This window comes from Micromonospora sp. NPDC003197, assembly GCF_053590565.1.
Genome location: NZ_JBSFTE010000022.1, coordinates 1 through 20,044, shown reverse-complemented (window position 1 = coordinate 20,044; position 20,044 = coordinate 1). Strand labels below are relative to the sequence as shown.

Annotated in this window: 18 protein-coding genes; 8 read left to right on the top strand and 10 right to left on the bottom strand. The window is 67.7% G+C overall.

Annotated elements, in window-relative coordinates:
• The first annotated feature begins 10 nt into the window (after positions 1 to 10).
• On the top strand, positions 11 to 2,122 hold the full coding sequence (locus ACWDV4_RS22170) for a hypothetical protein (RefSeq protein WP_449981761.1): 2,112 nt from the start codon (positions 11 to 13) through the stop codon (positions 2,120 to 2,122).
• 117 nt (positions 2,123 to 2,239) lie between these two features.
• On the opposite strand, the gene ACWDV4_RS22165 is transcribed toward ACWDV4_RS22170, so the two are convergent.
• The 4 genes from ACWDV4_RS22165 to ACWDV4_RS22150 all read right to left on the bottom strand — a co-directional run bounded on the left by ACWDV4_RS22165 (position 2,240) and on the right by ACWDV4_RS22150 (position 7,500).
• Entirely contained in the window at positions 2,240 to 3,760 is a 1,521-nt protein-coding gene (locus tag ACWDV4_RS22165) for a glycosyltransferase family 87 protein (RefSeq protein ID WP_449981759.1), read from the bottom strand.
• A gap of 44 nt (positions 3,761 to 3,804) precedes the next feature.
• Complete coding sequence (locus ACWDV4_RS22160) at positions 3,805 to 3,951, bottom strand: hypothetical protein (RefSeq protein WP_449981757.1); 147 nt, start codon at positions 3,949 to 3,951, stop codon at positions 3,805 to 3,807.
• 4 nt (positions 3,952 to 3,955) lie between these two features.
• Positions 3,956 to 6,841: a transglycosylase domain-containing protein gene (locus tag ACWDV4_RS22155; RefSeq protein ID WP_449981755.1), complete on the bottom strand. Its 2,886-nt coding sequence runs from the start codon at positions 6,839 to 6,841 to the stop codon at positions 3,956 to 3,958.
• 191 nt (positions 6,842 to 7,032) lie between these two features.
• Positions 7,033 to 7,500 (bottom strand): DUF5318 domain-containing protein, encoded by a 468-nt coding sequence (locus ACWDV4_RS22150; RefSeq protein WP_449981753.1) that lies wholly within the window; start codon positions 7,498 to 7,500, stop codon positions 7,033 to 7,035.
• 176 nt (positions 7,501 to 7,676) lie between these two features.
• On the opposite strand from ACWDV4_RS22150, the gene ACWDV4_RS22145 reads away from it, so the two are divergent.
• Together ACWDV4_RS22145 and ACWDV4_RS22140 are read left to right on the top strand one after the other, a co-directional pair.
• Positions 7,677 to 8,354 carry a PadR family transcriptional regulator gene (locus ACWDV4_RS22145; protein WP_449981751.1) on the top strand — a complete coding sequence of 226 codons (678 nt, stop codon included), beginning with the start codon at positions 7,677 to 7,679 and terminating at the stop codon, positions 8,352 to 8,354.
• Between the two features lie 101 nt (positions 8,355 to 8,455).
• Positions 8,456 to 9,535, top strand: a complete 1,080-nt coding sequence (locus tag ACWDV4_RS22140; RefSeq protein WP_449981943.1) for an inositol-3-phosphate synthase — start codon at positions 8,456 to 8,458, stop codon at positions 9,533 to 9,535.
• Positions 9,536 to 9,633: 98 nt separating this feature from the next.
• Here ACWDV4_RS22140 and ACWDV4_RS22135 read toward each other — a convergent pair whose 3' ends face one another.
• Both ACWDV4_RS22135 and ACWDV4_RS22130 read right to left on the bottom strand, forming a co-directional pair.
• On the bottom strand, positions 9,634 to 10,113 hold the full coding sequence (locus tag ACWDV4_RS22135; protein ID WP_449981750.1) for a methylated-DNA--[protein]-cysteine S-methyltransferase: 480 nt from the start codon (positions 10,111 to 10,113) through the stop codon (positions 9,634 to 9,636).
• A complete protein-coding gene (locus tag ACWDV4_RS22130) occupies positions 10,079 to 11,053 on the bottom strand; it encodes an AraC family transcriptional regulator (protein ID WP_449981748.1) in 975 nt (324 codons plus the stop codon). The genes ACWDV4_RS22135 and ACWDV4_RS22130 overlap by 35 nt, the downstream gene beginning before the upstream one ends.
• Positions 11,054 to 11,141: 88 nt before the next feature.
• Here ACWDV4_RS22130 and ACWDV4_RS22125 point away from each other — a divergent pair, with 88 nt between their 5' ends.
• A complete protein-coding gene (locus tag ACWDV4_RS22125; protein WP_449981746.1) occupies positions 11,142 to 11,972 on the top strand; it encodes an NAD(P)H-binding protein in 831 nt (276 codons plus the stop codon).
• A gap of 14 nt (positions 11,973 to 11,986) precedes the next feature.
• Here ACWDV4_RS22125 and ACWDV4_RS22120 read toward each other — a convergent pair whose 3' ends face one another.
• Together ACWDV4_RS22120 and ACWDV4_RS22115 are read right to left on the bottom strand one after the other, a co-directional pair.
• A complete protein-coding gene (locus tag ACWDV4_RS22120; protein WP_449981744.1) occupies positions 11,987 to 12,238 on the bottom strand; it encodes a hypothetical protein in 252 nt (83 codons plus the stop codon).
• Positions 12,238 to 12,543, bottom strand: a complete 306-nt coding sequence (locus ACWDV4_RS22115; protein WP_449981742.1) for a hypothetical protein — start codon at positions 12,541 to 12,543, stop codon at positions 12,238 to 12,240. The genes ACWDV4_RS22120 and ACWDV4_RS22115 overlap by 1 nt, the downstream gene beginning before the upstream one ends.
• Before the next feature lie 297 nt (positions 12,544 to 12,840).
• Between ACWDV4_RS22115 and ACWDV4_RS22110 the strand changes: the two genes are divergently transcribed.
• Positions 12,841 to 13,695 (top strand): helix-turn-helix domain-containing protein, encoded by an 855-nt coding sequence (locus ACWDV4_RS22110; protein WP_449981740.1) that lies wholly within the window; start codon positions 12,841 to 12,843, stop codon positions 13,693 to 13,695.
• A gap of 5 nt (positions 13,696 to 13,700) precedes the next feature.
• Positions 13,701 to 13,940 (top strand): DUF397 domain-containing protein, encoded by a 240-nt coding sequence (locus ACWDV4_RS22105; RefSeq protein ID WP_449981738.1) that lies wholly within the window; start codon positions 13,701 to 13,703, stop codon positions 13,938 to 13,940.
• Between the two features lie 97 nt (positions 13,941 to 14,037).
• Here ACWDV4_RS22105 and ACWDV4_RS22100 read toward each other — a convergent pair whose 3' ends face one another.
• Positions 14,038 to 14,580, bottom strand: a complete 543-nt coding sequence (locus ACWDV4_RS22100; RefSeq protein ID WP_449981736.1) for a hypothetical protein — start codon at positions 14,578 to 14,580, stop codon at positions 14,038 to 14,040.
• 148 nt (positions 14,581 to 14,728) lie between these two features.
• On the opposite strand from ACWDV4_RS22100, the gene ACWDV4_RS22095 reads away from it, so the two are divergent.
• A complete protein-coding gene (locus ACWDV4_RS22095; RefSeq protein WP_449981735.1) occupies positions 14,729 to 17,521 on the top strand; it encodes a BTAD domain-containing putative transcriptional regulator in 2,793 nt (930 codons plus the stop codon).
• 6 nt (positions 17,522 to 17,527) lie between these two features.
• On the opposite strand, the gene ACWDV4_RS22090 is transcribed toward ACWDV4_RS22095, so the two are convergent.
• Positions 17,528 to 18,844 carry a hypothetical protein gene (locus ACWDV4_RS22090; RefSeq protein ID WP_449981733.1) on the bottom strand — a complete coding sequence of 439 codons (1,317 nt, stop codon included), beginning with the start codon at positions 18,842 to 18,844 and terminating at the stop codon, positions 17,528 to 17,530.
• A 74-nt stretch (positions 18,845 to 18,918) separates the two neighbouring features.
• Here ACWDV4_RS22090 and ACWDV4_RS22085 point away from each other — a divergent pair, with 74 nt between their 5' ends.
• The gene (locus ACWDV4_RS22085; RefSeq protein ID WP_449981731.1) at positions 18,919 to 19,905 is read left to right on the top strand and encodes a DUF6528 family protein; all 987 of its coding nucleotides are present in this window, start codon (positions 18,919 to 18,921) and stop codon (positions 19,903 to 19,905) included.
• Positions 19,906 to 20,044 lie beyond the last annotated feature (139 nt).

Genomic DNA, 20,044 nt, shown 5'->3' with positions numbered 1-20,044 from the left:
AACGGACGTCATGACCACCGATCAGTCGAACGTCACAGGCTCCTCTTCCACAGCGAAGCCTGGCGCGGCCACCAGCGGCACAGCCAGCAGCAGCGCGCCCACCAACGACACGGTCAGCGGTACTACCGAAATCGGCGAACCCGTCGGCGTGGACTCACCCCCCGAGAAGGCACCTCCCGAGAAGGCACCCGCTGAGGGGAAGGCGCCTGCCGAGGGGACGGGCAAGACCGAGCCAAACACGGCCGACGACAAGAAGAAAGACGACGGAAACAAGGACGACGAAAAGGCCAACAGCGAGAAGGCCAGCGACGAGAAGAAGGACGGCGACGACGCCGAGCAGGGCGCGGGCGATCGGTGGTCCGCCTTCGCGCCGGCACCCGAGCCGGTGGCCGGACGGGTACGGCGGATCGCCCGGTCGATCGGTCGGGTACTGATCCACGAGTGGACTCTGGCCAGCCTGGCAAGTCTGGTGCTGGCGGTCCTGATGACCTGGCCGACACTGCGCTATCCACTGCACACGATTCCCCAGGACGCCATGGATCCGACCCTGCAGGCCTGGCAGATGGCCTGGTCCGGGCACATCCTGCGGACGGATCCGCTGCAGTTGTGGCACTCCAACACGTTCTTTCCCGAGCAGTGGAGCTTCGCCTTCTCCGACACCCTGCTCGGCTACGCGCCAGCCGGCATGATCGGTGAGGGCCCGGTCGCTGCCGTACTGCGCTACAACATCATCTTCGTACTGGCCCACGCGTTGGCGGTCCTCGGGGCGTACGTGTTGGTGCGGCAACTCGGTTCGGGCCGGATCGGCGCGGCGGTGGCCGGGGTGGCCTACGCGTACGCCCCGTGGCTGCTGGCCCAGGCCGGTCACCTGCACGTCATCTCCCACGGTGGTATTCCGTTGGCGCTGGCGATGCTGGCCCGGGGACACGGCTACTCGCTGCGCCACGGCTACCGGCCGGAACACCGGCACGCCGGCTGGGCGTTCGCCGGCTGGCTGGTGGCGGCCTGGCAGATCAGCCTCGGCTTCGGCATCGGGCTGCCCTTCGCGTACGCCCTCGCGGTGATCGCGCTGGTCGCGCTGGTGATCTGGACGTTCAAGCGCTGGGTGCGGAAGATCCGTCGCCCGTTCGGCTTCAAGCTGCTCTTCGCCGACGTGGTCGGCGGCCTGGTCTTCGCGGCCACCGGCGCGCTGCTGGCGATCCCGTACTTCACCGTCGCCGAAGCCCACCCCGGTGCGGAACGCACCCTCGACCAGGCGAAGGCGTACTCTCCCCCGCCGACCGGTTTCCTCACCGCACCGCAGGAGTCCCTCATCTGGGGAGACCTGCACGAGCAGGCCCGGGCCGGACTGCCCTGGGCACCGGAGATGGCCCTGTTGCCCGGCTATGCGCTGTACGCGCTCGCCCTCGGCGGCCTGTTCTTCTCGATCTGGACGGTACGTCAACGACTGTTCCTGCTCGCCGGGGTGCTGGTCACCGGCATCCTGGCGATGGGGCCACGGTTCTTCGGCGGTACCTACACCTTCAACCCGCTCTTCGAGTACCTGCCCGGCTGGAACGGAATCCGTACCCCCGGGCGGCTGATGATCTGGACGACCCTGCTGCTCGGCATCCTGGCGGCTGGCGCGGTCAGCGCGTTGGCGGCTCGGGCCTACGCGGTGGCCGCCGAACGGATCCCGCCCTGGCCGGGTCCGTGGCTGCGGCTGGTCACCCTGCTGCCGCTGGTGCTGGTGCTGGCCGAAGGGCTCAACGTCACGCCGCACCCGATCGTGCCGGCCCAGCCGGAGGCGATGCGTACCGCCGAGGGGCCGATCCTGGTGCTGCCCAGCAACCAGAACATCGACCAGAACGTCATGCTCTGGTCCACCACCCGGTTCCAGGACGTGGTCAACGGGGGTAGTGGGTTCACGCCTCAGCGGCTGGACGAAGTCCGGCAGGCCAGCGCGAGCTTCCCCGACTCGACCAGCGTCGGCTACCTACGGAACTTCGGCGTGCGGACGGTCATCATGATGCGTGAGCAGGTGGCGGGCACGCCGTGGCAGGCCACCATCGACCTGCCGGTCGATCACCTCGGTATCGAGCGCGAGGAAGTCGGCGAGACGGTGGTCTTCCGACTGTCGTAGCCCACGCGAATCGCACGTTCGTCAATCAAACAAGCCGGCCGGCGAGATCATCGCCGGCCGGCTTGGTCGTTGAACGGGTGCCGTCATTACGCGGATGCCATCATTGAACGGGTGCCGTCATTGAGCGGTTACCGTCAGGTCTGGCCGCTGGGATACCGCCTCGTCGGGCTTCCCGTTCCGTCGCCATTGCCAGACCCAGGGCGCGTCCGGCGCGCCGTCGAGGACACCGCCGTCCGGGTCGTCGGGGTAGGTGGCCCGGACCACGTCCCGCTCCGGATGAAGGACGTCGCGTACGACCAGCCAGCAGAGTACGGCCACTGTGATCAATCGGAGGGTGGCGGCGAGCACGAAGACCCCTTCGGGGATGACCGGCTTGCCGGAGGCACCGAGCAACTCGCCGTAGAAGGCGAGGAAGTAGCCGACCTCGGCGAACTGCCAGGCCAGGAACGCACCCCAGCGCGGCCGGGCCAGCACCGCGAGCGGCAGCAGCCAGAGCACGAACTGCTGCGACCACACCTTGCTGAAGATCAGGAACGCGGCGACGACCAGGAAGGCGAGCTGGGCCAGCCGGGGACGACGCGGTGCGCGTACCGCCAGCACGGCAATGGCGAGGCAGGCCAGGCCAAAGAGGAAGTACGACAGGTAGTTGAGCGTCGGGATATTGTTGCTCAGCCACTGGAACGGCCCCTGGTCACCGACGGCGCCGGAGTTCCACTTGCTGTCCAGGTACCGCCCGATGTACCAGAGGGTGCCCCAGTCGATCGGCCGTTCGGTGTTGAGGTCGAAGAACCTGCCCCAGTTCTCCCGGTACGGCAGTGCGACCGGCAGGTTGACCAGGACCACGGATGCGGCGGCTGCGCCGATCGTCACCAGGGCCTGTTTGACCCGGTTGGCGCGGAGGGCGAGCACGAACAGCGGCCCGAGGAGGAAGATCGGCCACAGCTTCGCCGCCCCGGCGAGGCCGAGCAGGATGCCTGCCGCAGTGGGGCGGCTCTTCGCCCAGGCGTAAAGCCCGAACGCGGCCAGTCCGATGGCGAGAAAGTCCCAGTTGACGGTCGCGGTGACCAGCAGCGCCGGGGAGAGGGCGAACATCGCCGCGTCCCAGGGTCGTCGGCGGCGTAGCGAGAGGATCACCGCGACGGTGGCCACCGCCAGCACGCTGAGCACCAAGGCGTTGAGGTTGTAAAACCACATGCCCTGGTTGATTTCGGGGTTCGACTCACCGAGGCTGTGCACCGGCAATCCCAGCGCCCCCATGAAGTATCCGGTCATCACCGGGTATTCCACCGGGTGGTCCCGGTAGGGCACCTTTCCCTCGTTGAGCCCTTCGGCGTAGTACAGGGCGAGTACGTCGGTGTAGCAGAACCGGGTGTACTGGATGTTGTTCTGCCAGGCACCGTCCTGGCAGGGCGACTTCTGCACCCAGTGCAGGGCGAGGGTCAGGCAGACCAGGGCCAGCACGATCCGAGCGGCGGTCCAGAACCGGTTTTCGCGGCCGGGCGGGCTGTCGATGCTGACGGCGTGCTCACCGAGCGGTCCACCGATCGCCTGGGAGAGTCCCCGGACGAATCCGTCCGACCGGGACGGGTGGTCCGGCTGCTCGGGTCCGTCGATGCCGGCCGTCGGTTGCACGCTCATGCTCAGGCATCCTGCCGTACCAGGCTGGGTTTCGTCTGGCCGGCTCAGGCCGTGTCGGCTGATCCCCGAAGCACCCGGTCGACCGGTATGCAGAAGGGCCCCGCGCTGTCGAGCCAGCCGGCGGCGGCTGCGGGATGCCGAAAAGCGTAGAGGGCGGCCGGGTCGCCCCGGCCGCCCTCTACGACGGTCATCCGATCATTCTCGGGTTCTCGGTGTTGGTGATGGCAGCAGTCCGCCGCCATTACCCCCTCGGTTGTTGTCGTCGTCCGGGTTCCCCGGGTTGGTGGTGGCCCCCGGCCCACCCGGGATCATGTTGCAGAAGGCGTTGTTCGGGTCCGGGACTGGGCAGTTGGGGTTCGTCGGCTGGCCGCCACCCGGCGTGCTCGGCGGCGGTGGCGAGGCCCCGTTGCCGGAGTTCGGGTCGCCGATTCCCGTGGCCGGGGAGAAGCGCTTGACTTCCGCCCCCTTCAGGGCGTCGTTCATGAACCGCTGCCAGATCTCACCTGGCAGACCGGCACCGCCGACACTCCGACCGTTCTTGTCCTTGATCATTGGTTTCTTCGAGTCCTTGCTACCGACCCAGACGGCAGTAGCGAGTTGCGGGGTGTAGCCGACCATCCAGGCGTCCGCGTTGAACGCCGTGTCGGCGTACTCCCAGGTGCCCGTCTTACCGGCGGAGGGCCGGCCACCGGAGAGGGCGAGTCCGCTGTTGCCCGGGATCTTGGTCAGCGCCGAGGTGACCTCGTCGGCCACCGGCTGCTCGATGCGCTGCTGCGGCTTCAACTGCTCGCCGCCGACCTTCTCCCACTTTCCGGTCGCCTCGTTCTGCTGCTCGATGGAGACCACGAAGTGGGCCTTGTTGTACTTCCCCCGGTTGGCCAGCGTCGCCACCCCGTTGGCGTGGTCGAGCACGGTCACCGGGTACTGCCCGTAGGCCACCATGTCCCAGATCGGGTCTGGGGAGACATCGCTGCCCTTCTTCTTGGTGAGGTCCAGCGCCGCGTTGTCCTTGGTGCTCCACATGGTGGTGATGCCGGCGGCCTTGGCCATGTCGACGACCTTGTCGGCGCCGATCTCCTTGGTCAGGTGATAGAACGGCACGTTGTACGACTCGACCGTTGACCACTCCAGGCTGCACCAGTCCTTGCAGGAGGCGGTACGACCGGCGTTCACGACCGTGATGTCGGTCTGCGGGATCTTGTAGTTTGCCGTCTTCCAGTGCGACTGGAGGCTCTTGCCCGCCTGGAGACCCGCCGCCAGTGTGTAGATCTTGAAGGAGGAGCCTGGCGGGTGGCCGCCGGTCAACGCTCCGTTGAGGGTGTTCTTGCCGGCGAAGTCGATACCGGTGCCGTCATCCCCGCCGTAGTAGGCGAGCACGTGGCCGTTTGTCGGGTTGATCGCCACCATCGCGGCCATCAGGTTGGCCGGCTGGTCGGCAAGCACCGAGTTCTTCTTGGCCCGCTGGGCCGCAGCTTCGGCGGCAGTCTGCATCTTCGCGTTGATGGTGGTCTTGATCTTGTAACCACCCTCCCTGACCGCAGTGACACAGTTGGGCAGCTTGCTCGCCGGGTCGTTCCCCAGCGTGCACAGCTTCATCGCGGCCATCTCTTCGTAGACGTAGTTGACCACGTTGCCTACGGGCGTCTTGACCCCGTTACCCAGGCCGTTACCCTCCTTGAGCGGAAGGACCTTCGGGTATTCCGCGTCGGTCGGCCGGGCCTGGCCTGCCGGGAACCAGCCCTTTTCCTGCATGCCGTTCAGGACGTAGTTCCACCGCTCCTTCGCGACCTCCGGGTTCACTGCGGGGTCGTAGCCCTTGTGCCCACTGACGCTGTCGGCGTACGGCTGCTTGATCAGCGCGGCCAGCACAGCTGCCTGAGCGACAGTCAACTTCTGGGCCGACACGCCGAAGTACGTCTGCGCCGCCGCCTCGATGCCGTACGCCCCCCGGCCGAAGGGGATGATGTTGAGGTAGTGCTGCATGATCGTCGGCTTGTCGAACTCTTCGGTCAGTTTGGAAGCAAAGATCGCCTCCTTCACCTTCCGGGCATAGGAGTCGTCGTTCAGGCTTTCGTAGGCGTTGCGGGCGTACTGCTGGGTGATCGTGGAGGCACCCTGCCGACTGCCGCCGGTGAGGTTGTTCCACGCGGCCCGCACGATGCCCTTGTAGTCGACACCCGAGTGGTCATAGAAGTTGCGGTCCTCGGCCGAGGCGACCGCTTTCTGCACCCAGTCGGGGATCTGGTCCTTGGTGACGAATGTGCGATTCTGCTCGCCGAGCTTGACCAGTTCCTTCTTGCCGTCGTTGGCATAGACGGTGGTCGCCAAGGGCATATCGATCTTGTCGGGGAGCACCAAGCTCGTGGAGTAGTAGGTGAAGCTCACCACCCCGATGCCGGCGAGCATGATGAAGACCGCGAACGAGGCGATGGCCCAGTTGAGCCGCTTGCGCCGTTTCGCCTTCCGGGCCGCATCCGGCGGGAGCTTGTCGCTCGGTCGAGCCCGACGCCCGGCGCGGCCACCATAGGTACCCGGCCCAGTGGAGTCCGAGCCGCCGGGTCCGGCCGGTGAGACCGGACGCACCATGGCCCGCCCGACGGTGGCTCGACCACCTACCGAGGCGGCCCCGACGGCAGCCGAGCCGACCGAGGCACGTCCGGCGGAGCGCCGGCCCGTCGGGGGAGCACCATCCCCACCACCATCCGGGCTCGCGGCCGGGCCAGGAACCGACGCGCGGCCGACCCGGGCCCGACCCGCGGAGGCGGAGCCGCCGGAGGCCGAGCCGCCCGAGGCGCTGCCCACGCCCGCCGAGCCAACCGAAGCTGACCCAACCGAAGCTGAGCCGACCGAGGCACGTCCGCTCGATCCGGATGCCGGTCGGCCCGGACCGGAGGTGGCAGGCCGATCACCACCGCCACTCCGTCCAGCGCCGGGGCCGTTCTCCGGTGACTGCCACTGCGGCCCTGGGCCATCGGGGCCGCGACGTTGATAGGAGTCGTCCGCCGTTGGCCCCTGATCACCGTTGGGGCCCGGTATCCGGGCCCGCCCCCGCGGGGAACTGGGATCGCCGTTCGAGTTCATTTGTCACACCCTGCCGGTCGCGGTGGGATACGCCTTCGATACCACCGGGTTGCCGTGAGTTAGGCCACGCGCTGAGCCAGATCCATCGAACCAAGGCTGCCACATCGAAGTCGTCAAATTGATCCGATCGATGGCCTGGCGCGTGCCCTTTGCTGAACGGGAGGCCGCAAGGTCCACCGGAGGTGCCGGGATCACCGTTGAGCCTCACGCCTTCGTCTAGTAGCGGATCCACCGGTGACGGCTTCGGACGAGGCGGCCTCGAAGCCGTCCTGCGTCTCACCAGCGTCGCCGGTCAACCCGTCCCGCCCGAGCAGGAACTGCTCGACCAGATGATTCCAGTTACAACTGCGGCACACCTCCACCACAAAGACCTGGAACTCACGCAGGGTCATCGCCAGCAGCGACAATTCGGCAATCGCGCGGGCCTGACCAGCTGACTGCTTGAGCTCATCCCCATAGATGTAATGGACGTGGGTGAGATTATCCTGACGACAGACAGGGCATCTCTCCTCGGTCGGCTCGCCATGGAATCGAGCAGCATTCTTCAGGTACGGAGAGGCGTCGCACACTTCATAGGTGCCGACTCGGCCAGAGAAAACCTCACGCAGCAGCGCTCGCTTCTGAAGCGAGTAATCGACCACCTGTCGCTGCGTGCGCATGCGCGCAAGGGTACGCGCTCAGAACCGGCGAGGCGACCGCCGTCACGTTCCGTAACAGAATTTGCGCGGAGTGGCGGTTTGCCCTCGGCCGCCTTCCGGTCTAGCGTGCGATGTATCGGTCCGATACATCGCGGCGGTTGCACCGCCCCGGCAGTGGGTACAGGGAGGGGAGTTCAGTGCTCGAACTTGCCATCCTCGGCCTCCTGCAAGAGTCTCCGATGCACGGCTACGAACTACGCAAGGAACTCGCCGCGAAACTGGGCGCGATCCGGGCAGCGATCAGCTACGGCTCGCTCTATCCGACCCTGCGCCGGCTGCAGGCAGCCGGGTGGATCGCCGAGGCCGCCGAGACGCCGGCCGACGCCGATGAGGTGCCGGCGCTCACCAGCCGACGTGGCCGGGTGGTCTACAAGATCACCGCGGAGGGCAAGGAACGGTTCGCCGAGCTGATCGCCCAGACCGGCCCAGAGACGTACGACGACACCGGCTTCGGGGTGCACTTCGCGTTCTTCTCCCGTACCGACCAGGCGACCCGGCTGCGGATCCTGGAGGGTCGCCGCCGCACGATCGAGGAGCGCCGGGAAGGGCTCCGGGACGTGTTGGGTCGCGCGGCCGAGCGTCTCGACGCGTACACCCTCGAACTGCAACGTCATGGGCTGGATGCCTGTGAGCGGGAAGTCCGTTGGCTGGAGGAACTCATCGCCAACGAGCGCTCCGGCCGCGCCCCCAACACCGGCTTCGGCGGCGCGCGACTTGCCGCGACCGGGCCCACCGGGGAGCACGGTCTGCGGGCTGGGGAGCACACCACGCCAACCGGCGACCTCGGCACACCGCAGGAGCCGCAGGAGAAGTAAGCCGCGCAAACCGCAAAAAAAGTAGTAAGCAGTCCGCATCCGCCTGGACGGTCCAGGAACCAACCGGAGCGGCCGTGATGAACAAGAAGGAGGCAAACGCGATGGGCTCCGTCCGCGTCGCCATCGTCGGTGTCGGGAACTGCGCCTCGTCCCTGGTCCAGGGCGTGGAGTACTACCGCAATGCCGACCCCCACGACCGCGTTCCGGGTCTCATGCACGTTACCTTCGGCGACTACCACGTCTCGGACGTGGAGTTTGTCGCGGCGTTCGATGTGGACGCCAAGAAGGTGGGCATGGACCTCGCTGAGGCGATCGTTGCCAGCGAGAACAACACCATCAAGCTCTGCGACGTACCGCCGACCGGCGTGACCGTGCAGCGCGGGCCGACCTTCGACGGGCTCGGCAAGTACTACCTCCAGACCATCCAGGAGTCCGACCAGAAGCCGGTGGACGTCGTCCAGGCGCTCAAGGACGCCCAGGTCGACGTACTCGTCTCCTACCTGCCGGTGGGCTCCGAGGAGGCCGACAAGTTCTACGCGCAGTGCGCCATCGACGCGAAGGTCGCCTTCGTGAACGCGCTGCCGGTCTTCATCGCCTCCGACCCGGAGTGGGCACAGAAGTTCACCGACGCCGGGGTGCCGATCGTCGGTGACGACATCAAGTCCCAGGTGGGCGCGACCATCACCCACCGGGTGCTGGCCAAGCTCTTCGAGGACCGGGGCGTTCAGCTGGACCGCACCTACCAGCTCAACGTCGGCGGCAACATGGACTTCAAGAACATGCTCGAACGGGAGCGGCTGGAGTCGAAGAAGATCTCGAAGACCCAGGCGGTCACCAGCAACATCGAGACCGAGCTGAGCAGCCGGAACGTTCACATCGGGCCGTCCGACTACGTGCAGTGGCTCGACGACCGCAAGTGGGCGTACGTCCGGCTGGAGGGGCGCGCCTTCGGTGACGTGCCGCTGAACCTGGAATACAAGCTTGAGGTGTGGGACTCGCCGAACTCGGCCGGCATCATCATCGACGCCGTTCGCGCCGCGAAGATCGCCAAGGACCGGGGCATCGGTGGCCCGATCCTCTCCGCCGCGTCGTACTTCATGAAGTCGCCGCCGGAGCAGCGGGCCGACGACGCCGCCCGGCAGTCCGTGGAGGACTTCATCGCCGGCACCGTCGAGCGCTGATCCCAGACGCATCGTCGCCGAGGGCCGGGTCCGTACGGACCCGGCCCTCGCGTCGTTTCAGCCCAGCATCTTCAGGTACGGCGACGGTGTGGTTGCCGTCAACCCAACCACGCACGTCGTAGGGCCACCCCGGCTTCGAGTTCGAGCAGCTTGCGCTTGCGGGGCAAGCCGCCCCCAAAACCGACGAGCTTGCCGCCCGCACCGACGATCCGATGGCACGGCACGATCACCGGGATCGGGTTGCGGTTACAGGCGACGCCGACCGCCCGAGCTGCTCCGGGATCGCCGAGCGCCTTCGCCACCTCCCCGTAGGTGCGCGTCTCGCCGTACGGGATCTTGGTCATCTCGCCCCAGACGGCCCGCTCGAAATCCGACCCGCGCCGCACCGACAGCGGCACGGTGAACTCGGTCAGCTCACCAGCGAAGTACGCCCGCAGTTGCGCGACGGCCGTCGCCAGCCGCTCGTCGGGCACCTCCGTGACCGTCTCGACCGGCCCGAAGTTCGCTCCGCACACCCCGGTCTCATCGGTGGCTATCGAGAATTCACCGATCAGCGAGTCGATCACGGCCCAGTGCATCCGACCATTGTTCCTGAGACACCGTGCCGGCCTGGCGATGCTCGCTGGGGCTCGTCCCGTAGGTCCGCTTGAAGGCCGCGCTGAAGCCGAAGGCATCCGCGTACCCGAGCCGACGTGCGACGGCGGCGACCGTCGCGGTGGACTCGGCCAGCATGTCGGCGGCCAGCGTCATCCGCCACCTGGTCAGGTAGGTCAGCGGCGGCTCGCCCACCAACTCGGTGAACCGCTTGGCCAGCGTCGTACGGGACACCCCGGCCCTGATCGCCAGGGAGGCGAGCGTCCACGGCTCACCCGGCGCGTCGTGCATGGCGCGAAGCACCGGCCCCACCGTGTCGTCGCTCAACGCCCGATACCAGCGGGGAGCCTCGGCGCCCGGCTGGTCGAACCAGTCCCGGATCGTGCAGACCAGCAGCCAGTCCAGCAGACGATCCAGCACGATCTGCCGACCGGGGCGGCACCCGCCGAGTTGGAAGTCCAGGTAGGCACGGAGTGAGGAACAGTCGTGCGCATCCGGTACGACCAGCAGCGGCGGAAGCACCCGAAGTAGCCACTGCGGCGCTTGGCCCTGGACGTGGTACGCCCCCGCCAACAGCACCATCTGCTCGGCCGGGTCCGGGTCCGGGTCCAAGGGCTGAGGCTGGGCCACCAGCGACTGGCCGCAGCTGACATCCCGCAGTTCGTCGGCACGAAAGCTCGACCGGGGCTCGGCGGCGAAGACGAACGGTTCTGGTCCCCGCACCACGACCGCCTCGCCGACCCCCACCAGAAGGGGTTTTTCGCGTTCCGGGTGGACGATCCACCCCTCACCCCGCATCGGCACACAGAGCGTCAGGGGTGCCCCATCGGTGAACCGCAGCGCCGATGACGGCGACAGCACCGACCGGCCGAAGGCAGCCCCCTCCGCGCGTACGTTGCGTAGCAGACTGTCGAACAGGTCCATGGCAGCACAGTAGGTCGCGGACGATCACACATGCTCCGCGTACGACCAGCCATGTGCGGTCAGCAGTCGGGCCGGTTGACTCGTGATCATGACAAACGATGCGAACGAGATCCTCGTTCTTGGTGGAACTGGCAAGACCGGGCGTCGGCTGGTGCGCACGCTGCGGGCGATGGGCAGGTCCGTACGGCCGGCGTCACGCTCGGGTGAAATGCGATTCGACTGGAAGCAGCCGAGCACCTGGCAGTCGGCCATGGCGGGAGCTTCGGCGGTCTATCTCATCGCTCCCGAGGACCCGGCTGCGGCCAACGACTTCGTGACGCAGGCGGTGAAGCTGGGCGTCGGCCGGTTCGTGGCGCTCTCCGGACGGGGCCTCGACAAGCTCGGGGACTTCTCCCCGAGCATGGTCGCCGCAGAGCAGGCGGTGCGCGACTCCGGTGCAGACTGGACGATCATCCGCGCGAACAACTTCAACCAGAACTTCGATGAGGACGTATGGCGTCAACCGCTGCTCGATGGCCGGCTGGCCCTGCCCATCGGTGCCACGCCGGAACCGTTCATCGACACCCGGGACATTGCTGATGTCGCCGCGATGCTGTTGACCTCCGACGGCCATCAGGGGCAGGTGTACGACCTGTCCGGCCCGCATGCGCTCACCTTCGGCGCGGCGGTGGCGACAATCGCCGAGGCGACCGGGCGATCCATCCAGTACGTGGAGTTGACGCCGGAGGAGTACCACAGCGAACTACTTGCGGAGGGTTGCCCGGAGGACGTCGCCACGGCACTCAACGTCATGTTCGCGGGCATGCGCGCCGGCTATCTCGCCGAGCCGACCGACACGGTGCGGCAACTCATCGGCCGTGACCCGATCGACTTCAACAGCTACGTCACTCGGGCCACCGCAGCCGGCGCATGGTCATGATGCCTGGGCACTGGTCAACCACTACCGCGCCACGCGTCGAGCAGGTCGGTACGCGGTGACCGTACCGCCAGACCACACGCTTCGAGGAGACCGCGCCGCATCGCCCGGCGGCCGGCACAGGGATAGCGCGTCCCACACCGGCACAGGTCACCCTCGGCAAGCTGATGGGCCTGGTACAACGCGTACGACATGCGCCAGATGGTGGGCAGCAGACAGTCGGGCGGCGGTTCGGCGGGCGGGTCGTCGGGGTCGAAACTGAGCTGCATCAGTCCGCCCTCGGGCCGGGGTGACGACGCCACACCCAGGTGAGCAGCGGTGCCGGACGCAAGGTGCCCCGCCGATGTGGGGCGAGCCAGCGCCGCAGTTGGGTCAGCCGCCACCGGGACAGGACCGGCGTGAGCACTGGAAGCCCGAGGTCGACAAGCCGGTTGGCAGCCGCGTTGGCGGACGAACAGGGGGCCGGGCTCAGGCATACCTGGCAGAGCCCGGTCTCCCGGTCGGGCACATGCGCGGTGAGGATCTCGTACGCGGCCTCGGTCTCGGCTCGCGCTCTGGACCGGTGGACAGACATCTGTTGGTACCCCTCACCAGGAGGGGCGGGCGTACGGCCGCGCCGGGTTCGCCATCCGTGGGGACGTACGGACGGCGGTGCCCGTGCTGTGGCGCGACTCGTACGCCCGCCCAGTCGTACCGGTGCGCGCTCTCGGGTCAGCGCGCACCGGGGTCAGACAAGCGCAAGGAAGATCCTTACGACTACGGAGGGCAATCAGAGCTACACGCACAGCATGGGCCAACATTCGACAAGATGCAATATTGCGATCACGGTTTTCTTGGGCGATCCTGTGTGGAGTCGGAAGGGAGAACCGTCATGCCGAACGAGCAAGCAGCGACGCTGCGCGCACAGTGGATCGGGCAGCAGCTTCGGTCGATGCGCGAAGCAGCCAGGCTGACCCTCAGGGACGTCGGGGACTACATCAACCGCAACGCCGCCACGGTCAGTCGGATGGAGTCCGGGCTTGTCGCGGCCCGACTGCCCGAGGTGCTCGCCTACCTCGACATCTGCGGCATCGACGACCCGAAGCGTCGCGACGACCTGAAGACGATGGCCCAGGACGTCTGGCAGAAGGGCTGGTGGGACGGGTTCAACGGCAACGTCGCTGGCTCGCTGATCGACTGGATCTGGCTGGAGAGCCGGGCAACCCAGATCAGCTCGTTCCAGGTCAGCGTGATCCCCGGCCTGCTACAAACCCGGGAGTACGCCGAAGCGGTTATCCGCGCCGCACACGAGGACGTGACCGAGGAGCAGATCGCCCGATTCGTCGAGCTGCGCGTGACCCGACAACAACTGCTGAGTCAGGATGCTCCGGTCAGGCTCTCCACTGTCATCGACGAGGGTGCGCTGCGTCGACTGGTCGGCGGTCCCAAGGTGATGAAGGAGCAACTCGCCCATTTGCGCAGCATGGCCGGCTGGCCGAACGTCGAAATCATGGTGCTGCCCGCCTCGGCCGGCGCACACGCCAGCCCTGATAGCACTTTCGACGCCTTCCGGATGCGCCGGCCCTATCCCACCGCCGGCTGCATCTCCACGGTGGCCGGCACCATCGTGGTCGAAGGCGAGAAGGCAGACAAGCTCTTCCAGACATACAATCGGCTACGCGGCGCGGCGCTGCGCAACGGTGCCGTCCAGCGCTTCTTCTTCGATCTGGAAGCACGTCTGGAGTGAGCGACATGGCGGCAGCAACCCCACCCGAGTCGACCCCACTGGGCATGGTGGCCTGGCACGTCAGCACCCGCAGCGGAAACGGCAGCGGCAACTGCGTCGAGGCCGGGTCGGTGCGCGACGGCAGTGGGCGGTACGCCGTACGCGACAGCAAGGACCGTGGCGGGCCGATCCTGGTCTTCGCCGACGGTGGCTGGGGCGCCTTCCTCGCCGGCCTCAAGCACGGCGAGTTCGATCTTCCCGCCTGACCTGCACATCACGCTGGCTGATCCGGGCCGCAGGGTAACCGCCGATGGCACGGTGGCCCGCTCCCCCCGGTAGCGGGCCACCACACCCTGGCAGTAACTAGGCGATGCCGTACATGGAGATGATGGGGGCGCTGTCGGCTTCGTCGTAGATGTACACGTAGAACTTCGCGCCTTCGGCCACGTCGTGGTCGATCACCACGTAGTCGATCGGGTTACTGGTACCCGTCGGGCTGTACGGGCCGCGTAGGCTGCCCCCCTCGACCCTGGTCCTGACGTAGATGGCGTCCCCGTCGTTGCGGGTGTCGTAGACGTACACCTTCTCGTCGTACGGGTGGAACTCCACCTTGCCGACCATGCCGTTGCTGTCGTGCAGCTCGAACTTCATCGCGATGCCGCCGGCATCCTGCTGGAAGAACGTGTTGTCGGCGCTGTCGTAGAGCATGCAGCCACCGGAGACCCGGGTGACCGGCAGCATCACCCCGTCGCCGGCCCGGCTACACCCCTCGTTGGTATAGATCCTGGCGGTCTTGATGGTGAGGTAGCCGTACGCCTGAGCGGGAGTCGGGGCGACCAGGAACGACGCGAGGACAGTAAGACCAGCTATGGCGACCCCCAGCAGGCCGCGACGTCGTCTACGCATATGTGTGCTCCTCTGGGCTGGACACGGCCGGGTAGCTTCGACCCACCGGCCGGTACGTGGGATGCGGTCACATCACGATGGATCGGACGACTTCCCTCCCACTTCGCTGCTGCTTTGTCCGGTCGTGCACGGCAAGGAACGGGGGCGGATGGACTTCGAGGTACTTGGCCCGGTCCGGGTCCGCGACGCGGACCGAACTCTGCCGGTGGCCGGCAGGTTGCAGAGCATCCTGCTCGGCGTCCTGGCGTCCCAGCCCAACGTCGAGGTGCCGGTGGACGTGCTGGTCGAAGCGTTGTGGAGCGCGCCGGACCGGCGGACCGGGCAGAAGCTCCACCAGCACGTACACAAGCTGCGCCGGGTGCTCGGCGACCCGGACCGGATCCGGTTCGGTCGGGACAGCTACCGCTTGGTCGCACTCGTGGACGAGGTGGACGCCCCACGGTTCGAGTCCCTCCTCGACGAGGCAACCCGGCTCGACGACCCACATGAGCGGGCCAAACTTCTCCACCGGGCGCTCGACCTCTGGCGGGGTACGCCCTTCGCCGGGCTGGACGTTCCGGTCCTCGCCGACGAGTCGGCCCGGCTGATCGAGCGAAGGCTGATCGCCACCGAACACCTCTACGAAGCGGAGATCGACTGCGGCCGCGCGGCTGCCGTGGTGACCGAGCTGACCGACCTGGTACGCCGGCATCCGCTGCGGGAACGGTGCCAGCAGCTACTCGTCACCGCCCTGTACGCGACCGGTCGTCGGGCCGACGCGCTGGCGGCGTACCAGAGTGCCCGGACCGCCTTCGTCGACGAGTTGGGGCTGGAGCCCGGTACGGAGTTACGCCAGTTGGAGGCGCTGATCCTCGACGGTGAGCCGCTCACGGCTACTCCCGCGTCCGGGCCGGCTGCGATCGAGGTCGGCCGGCGAACGACACCAGCGCAACTACCTCGGGACGCGCCCCACTTCGTCGGCCGTGCGGATGAGTTGTCCATGCTCGACACGCTGTGGTCGACCGCAGGCGGCGACGACCAGGTGCCAGACAACAGCGGGCCGGTGCCGGTCGTCGTGCTCGCTGGAACGGCCGGTGCAGGCAAGACCGCGCTCGCGATCCGCTGGGCGCACCACCACCGTCGGGGATTTCCCGACGGGCAGCTCTACGTCGACCTGCACGGCTACGGCCCCGGCAACCCGGTCTCGGTGGAGGACGCGTTGTCCGGGTTCCTGCGGGCGCTCGGGCTGGACGCATCGGCCATCCCGGTCGGCGTGGTCGAGCAGGCCGCCCGGTTCCGGTCCCTGGTCGACGGCCGCCGGATGCTCGTGGTGCTGGACAACGCCCAGAGCGTGGAGCAGGTACGACCGCTGCTACCCGGCAGCCGCTCCTGCTTCGTACTGGTGACGAGTCGGGACTCCCTGGCGGGGCTGGTCGTCCGGGACGGGGCGTACCGCATCGGCCTCGACCGGCTCGCCCCCGCCGAGGCGACCCAGCTGGTACGGACGCTGCTCGGCGACCGGGCCAGCCCGGAGGCGACGTACGCCCTGGTCGACCGGTGTGCCCGCCTCCCGTTGGCGCTGCGGATCGCGGCCGAGTCCATCCGGATGCGCAACGGGCTGCGCCTCGCGGACGTGGTGGACGATCTCGGCGGCCCGATCGGACGGCTCGACGTCCTCGACACCGGCGCCGATCCGCACACCGACATCCGGGCCGTCTTCTCCTGGTCGTACCGCCAACTGTCCGCCGAGGCGGCCGGGCTCTTCCGGCTGATGGGCCTGCTCTCCTTCGACGCGACAGCCGCCGTACTCGCCGCGCTGACCGGCAGTGACCAGCGGACCATCCGGCGATCGATCCAGACGTTGACCCGCGCGCATCTGATCGAGGAGGTGCACGAGGGCCGGTTCGGTATGCACGACCTGCTGCGGGCGTACGCCGCCGAACGGGTCGCCGAGGACGAGGACCCGGCGGTACGGCAGGCGGCGCTGCGGCGCGTACTCACCTGGTATCTGCACACTGCGGTGGCCGCGCGGCGCGTACTGGTCCCGCAGCTTGCCGAACTGCCGATCGGCCGGGCCGCCACCGGGCCGGAGGTCGTCTTCGCTGCAGGCGGTGACGCGTTGGCCTGGTACGACGCGGAGCGGTCCGCACTGGTGGCACTGGTCGCGACCGCGGCCGGGACCGGGGAGCACGACCTGGCCTGGCGGATCGCTGCCACGTCGCTCGCCTATTTCAACATCAGCAAACACTGGGGCGACTGGATCGCCAGCCACCGGATCGGCGTCGACTCAGCGGCACGCCTCGGCGACCGGGTGGGCGAGGCGATCGTACGCAACGGCCTCGGTGCCGCGTACGACGACATCGGGGAGTTCGACCAGGCGTTGGAGTGCCATCTGCGGGCGGCTGAGCTGTTCCTCGGCACCGAAGCCGAGCACCTGGCCGCCTGGAACCTGAACAACCTCGGGGTGACGTACGACCGCCTGGGTCGCTTCGCCGAGGCGATCGACCGGCACCTGGCGGCGCTGGCGCTGTTCCGGGTGGTGGACGACCGACGGGGGCAGGCGTACAGCCTGACCAACCTCGGTGACATCCACCGACAACGTGGGGAGTTCACCGAGGCGGCCCAGCACCTGCGGCAGGCGGTGTCGTTGCAGGAGGCGGCGGGCAACCGCGACGGGTTGCGCTTCACCCTCTGCACCCTCGGTGACCTGCACCGGGACGCCGGCCAGTCGGACGAGGCGACGAACTGCTACCGCCGAGCACTCGACACGAGTTGGGCGCTCGGCGATCGGTGGCAGGCGGCGCAGATGCTGGTCCGCCTCGGTGAGCTGCATCGGACCGCAGCCGCCGTACACCAGCTTCGCGCGGCGTATCGGCTGTTCAGTGAGATCGGTGACGCGGACGCGGTGGCCCGGGTCGGTGACCGGTTGGCGGCGCTCGGCGCGTGCCAACCGGTCACCTGACGCGGTCTAGAACGTCTGCGACAGCGGTACGGCGAAGACCACCCGCTTGTCGATCACCGCGCCGTTCGGGTCGACGTAGTGCTCGGTGGCGGTCCAGACCTTGCCGGCACTCATGGTGCTGCCCGTACCGCTGTGCTCGTGGTAGAGGTCCTCACCGCCGACGCCCCAACTCCACGTCTTCATCGACACGTCGCGTGGGCCGGTGAAGAGGAAGCTGTGCTTGTCGGCCGACGAGCGGCCCAGGTAGTAGGTGTCGTTCCAGGTCTGCACGCCCTGGATGTTCGACTTGGGGATGGTGACCGCGTCCCGGGGCACCGCCTTGCCGGAGGTGAGGGTGAGTTGCCGGGTCGAGGCGTCGACCGGGTAGCGCACCACCCGGCCACCCACCACGTCCAGGTTGGCGGTGTCGACGTTGTTGCGGTATTCGCCCACCACCAGGGTGTCCGGGGTGGTGCTGCGGTCCAGCGTCAACGACGAGAAGCAAAGCGACGAGGTCGCCGGTACGCAGGAACTCTGGATGTTGGCCTGCTTGTAGACGCCGATCTGCGGCAGGACGTACGAGTAGCCGTGTCCCTTGTAGACGCCGTTGACCAGGCCGACCTGGTTGCCGTTGGCGGCGTCCACCCAGAGGAACTTGCGCATGTCGAAAACCCGGATGCCGACGGCGGTGTCGGTGACGTAGAGGTAGTTGCCGGCCCAGGCGATGCCCCCGGCGTGGATGCCCATCGCCTTGTAGTTGGGCGTGCTGGTCTTGGTCGGCTCCACCAGCAGGACGTGGCGGTACTTGCCGGTGTTCCGGTCGACCATCGAGATCCGGGCACCCTTGTCGTACGACGTGCCAGCGATGGTGGCCGAGTAGTGCCAGGCGACGACCATCGCCTTGTCGTCACCCCAGAGGTGGTCGTCGTCAGCGTCCGAGGAGCCGGTGATGCCTTGTGGCATCCAGTGCTTGACGCTGCTGTCCTCGGCGTTCCAGCAGAACCGGTCAGACGAGCTGATGATCTGGTTGGCGGCGAGCGGGATGTCGGTCCGGGCGTAGTGCTGCGGCTGTCCCAGTAGCTGGCTGCTGTTGCAGGAGGTGACCGAGCGGTTGGCGGTGTCCAGGACGGTCGCGACGTTGTCCGCGCCGATCCGGGTGGCCAGCGCGTTCGCGTAGCTGGTCAGGCTGAAGTCCGGGGTCAGTGTGAAGGCGCTGGCGCTGCGGTCGGTCACCTGGCTCAGCCGGACGTCGGCGGCTGCCGCTGGGGTGGCCAGCACGGTGGTGGTGACCACCGTGGCCAGCACCGTCGCGGCGATGAAGGAAGGCTTCCATCTGAAATGCATACATGTAGATTATTTACCAATAGGCCACCCGCCAAGACGCTGTCCCGAACAGCGCGACACATGGGGGAACACAGATGCGCAGAACCGTACTGGCCGGATTGGTAGGGCTCGCGACGGCAGCCACCACCGTCCTGGTCGCGGCATCGCCCGCCGCTGCGGCCGACGACTACTACCTGGCCACCACCGAACAGGTCAGCAACCGGGTGATGGTCTGGAACCGGAACGTGGACTGGACCGACGCCAACCTGCACTGGCAGTTCACACCCGGCACCACCAGCGGCGCCTGGCAGAACCTCTCCGGCGTGAAGTTCCGGGGCACCGCAGCCTTCGGCACGGTCGCCCTGGTCACCGCCTCCGGCGGCAAGGCCGCCATCATCGACGTCAAGGACGGCCAGAAGAAGGCCACCACCGCCGACATCCTGTGGCAGGCCAGCCCCGGCGGCAACCCGCACTCGATCGAGCGGATCCCGGACAACGGATCCATTGTGGTCGCCAGCTCCGGCGGCTACCTGACGCTGTACTCCCCGACCGCCATCAGCAAGCCGAGCACCCTCGCCCAGGTGCAGACCATCAACCTCCCGGGTGCGCACGGAGTGCTCTACGACCCGACCAACCAGTACCTCTGGGCAATCGGCGAGGGCAAACTCGTCCGCTACCGCATCACCGGGACCTACCGCGACACCCGGCTCACCGCGATCGGCACGATCAACATCGGTACGTACACCAACTCCGACGGGGTGGTGACACCCAACATGGGCCACGACCTGTTCGCGTCGTACACCGATCCGAACACGCTCTTCATCACCCACACCACCGGGGTCTACTCGGTCGACACCACCACCTTCGCCCTGACGAAGATCTCCGGTACGACCCGGGTCAAGGCGTACGTCAACCACTCCGGTGGCGAGCGCGCCTGGGTACGCGCTGACAACACCGGTTCCCGCACCTGGGGCAGCCCGACTGTGCAGTTCTTCGACGCCAACGGTACGGCGACCGAGGCTAAGACCCGTACGGGTGCCGAGTTCTACAAGGTCCGGGTCTTCACGACCGCCTTCGAGTAACCAGATCCAGCAACATTGGGGGGAGGGGGGGGGGGCGGCGCCGCCCCCCCGCGTCTTGTGCGCCCCCACCACACACACCGGGGGGGCGCGGCGAACCGGATAGAGCTAAGCAAGAGGGGGGGTGGGAGTGGGGTGGTGG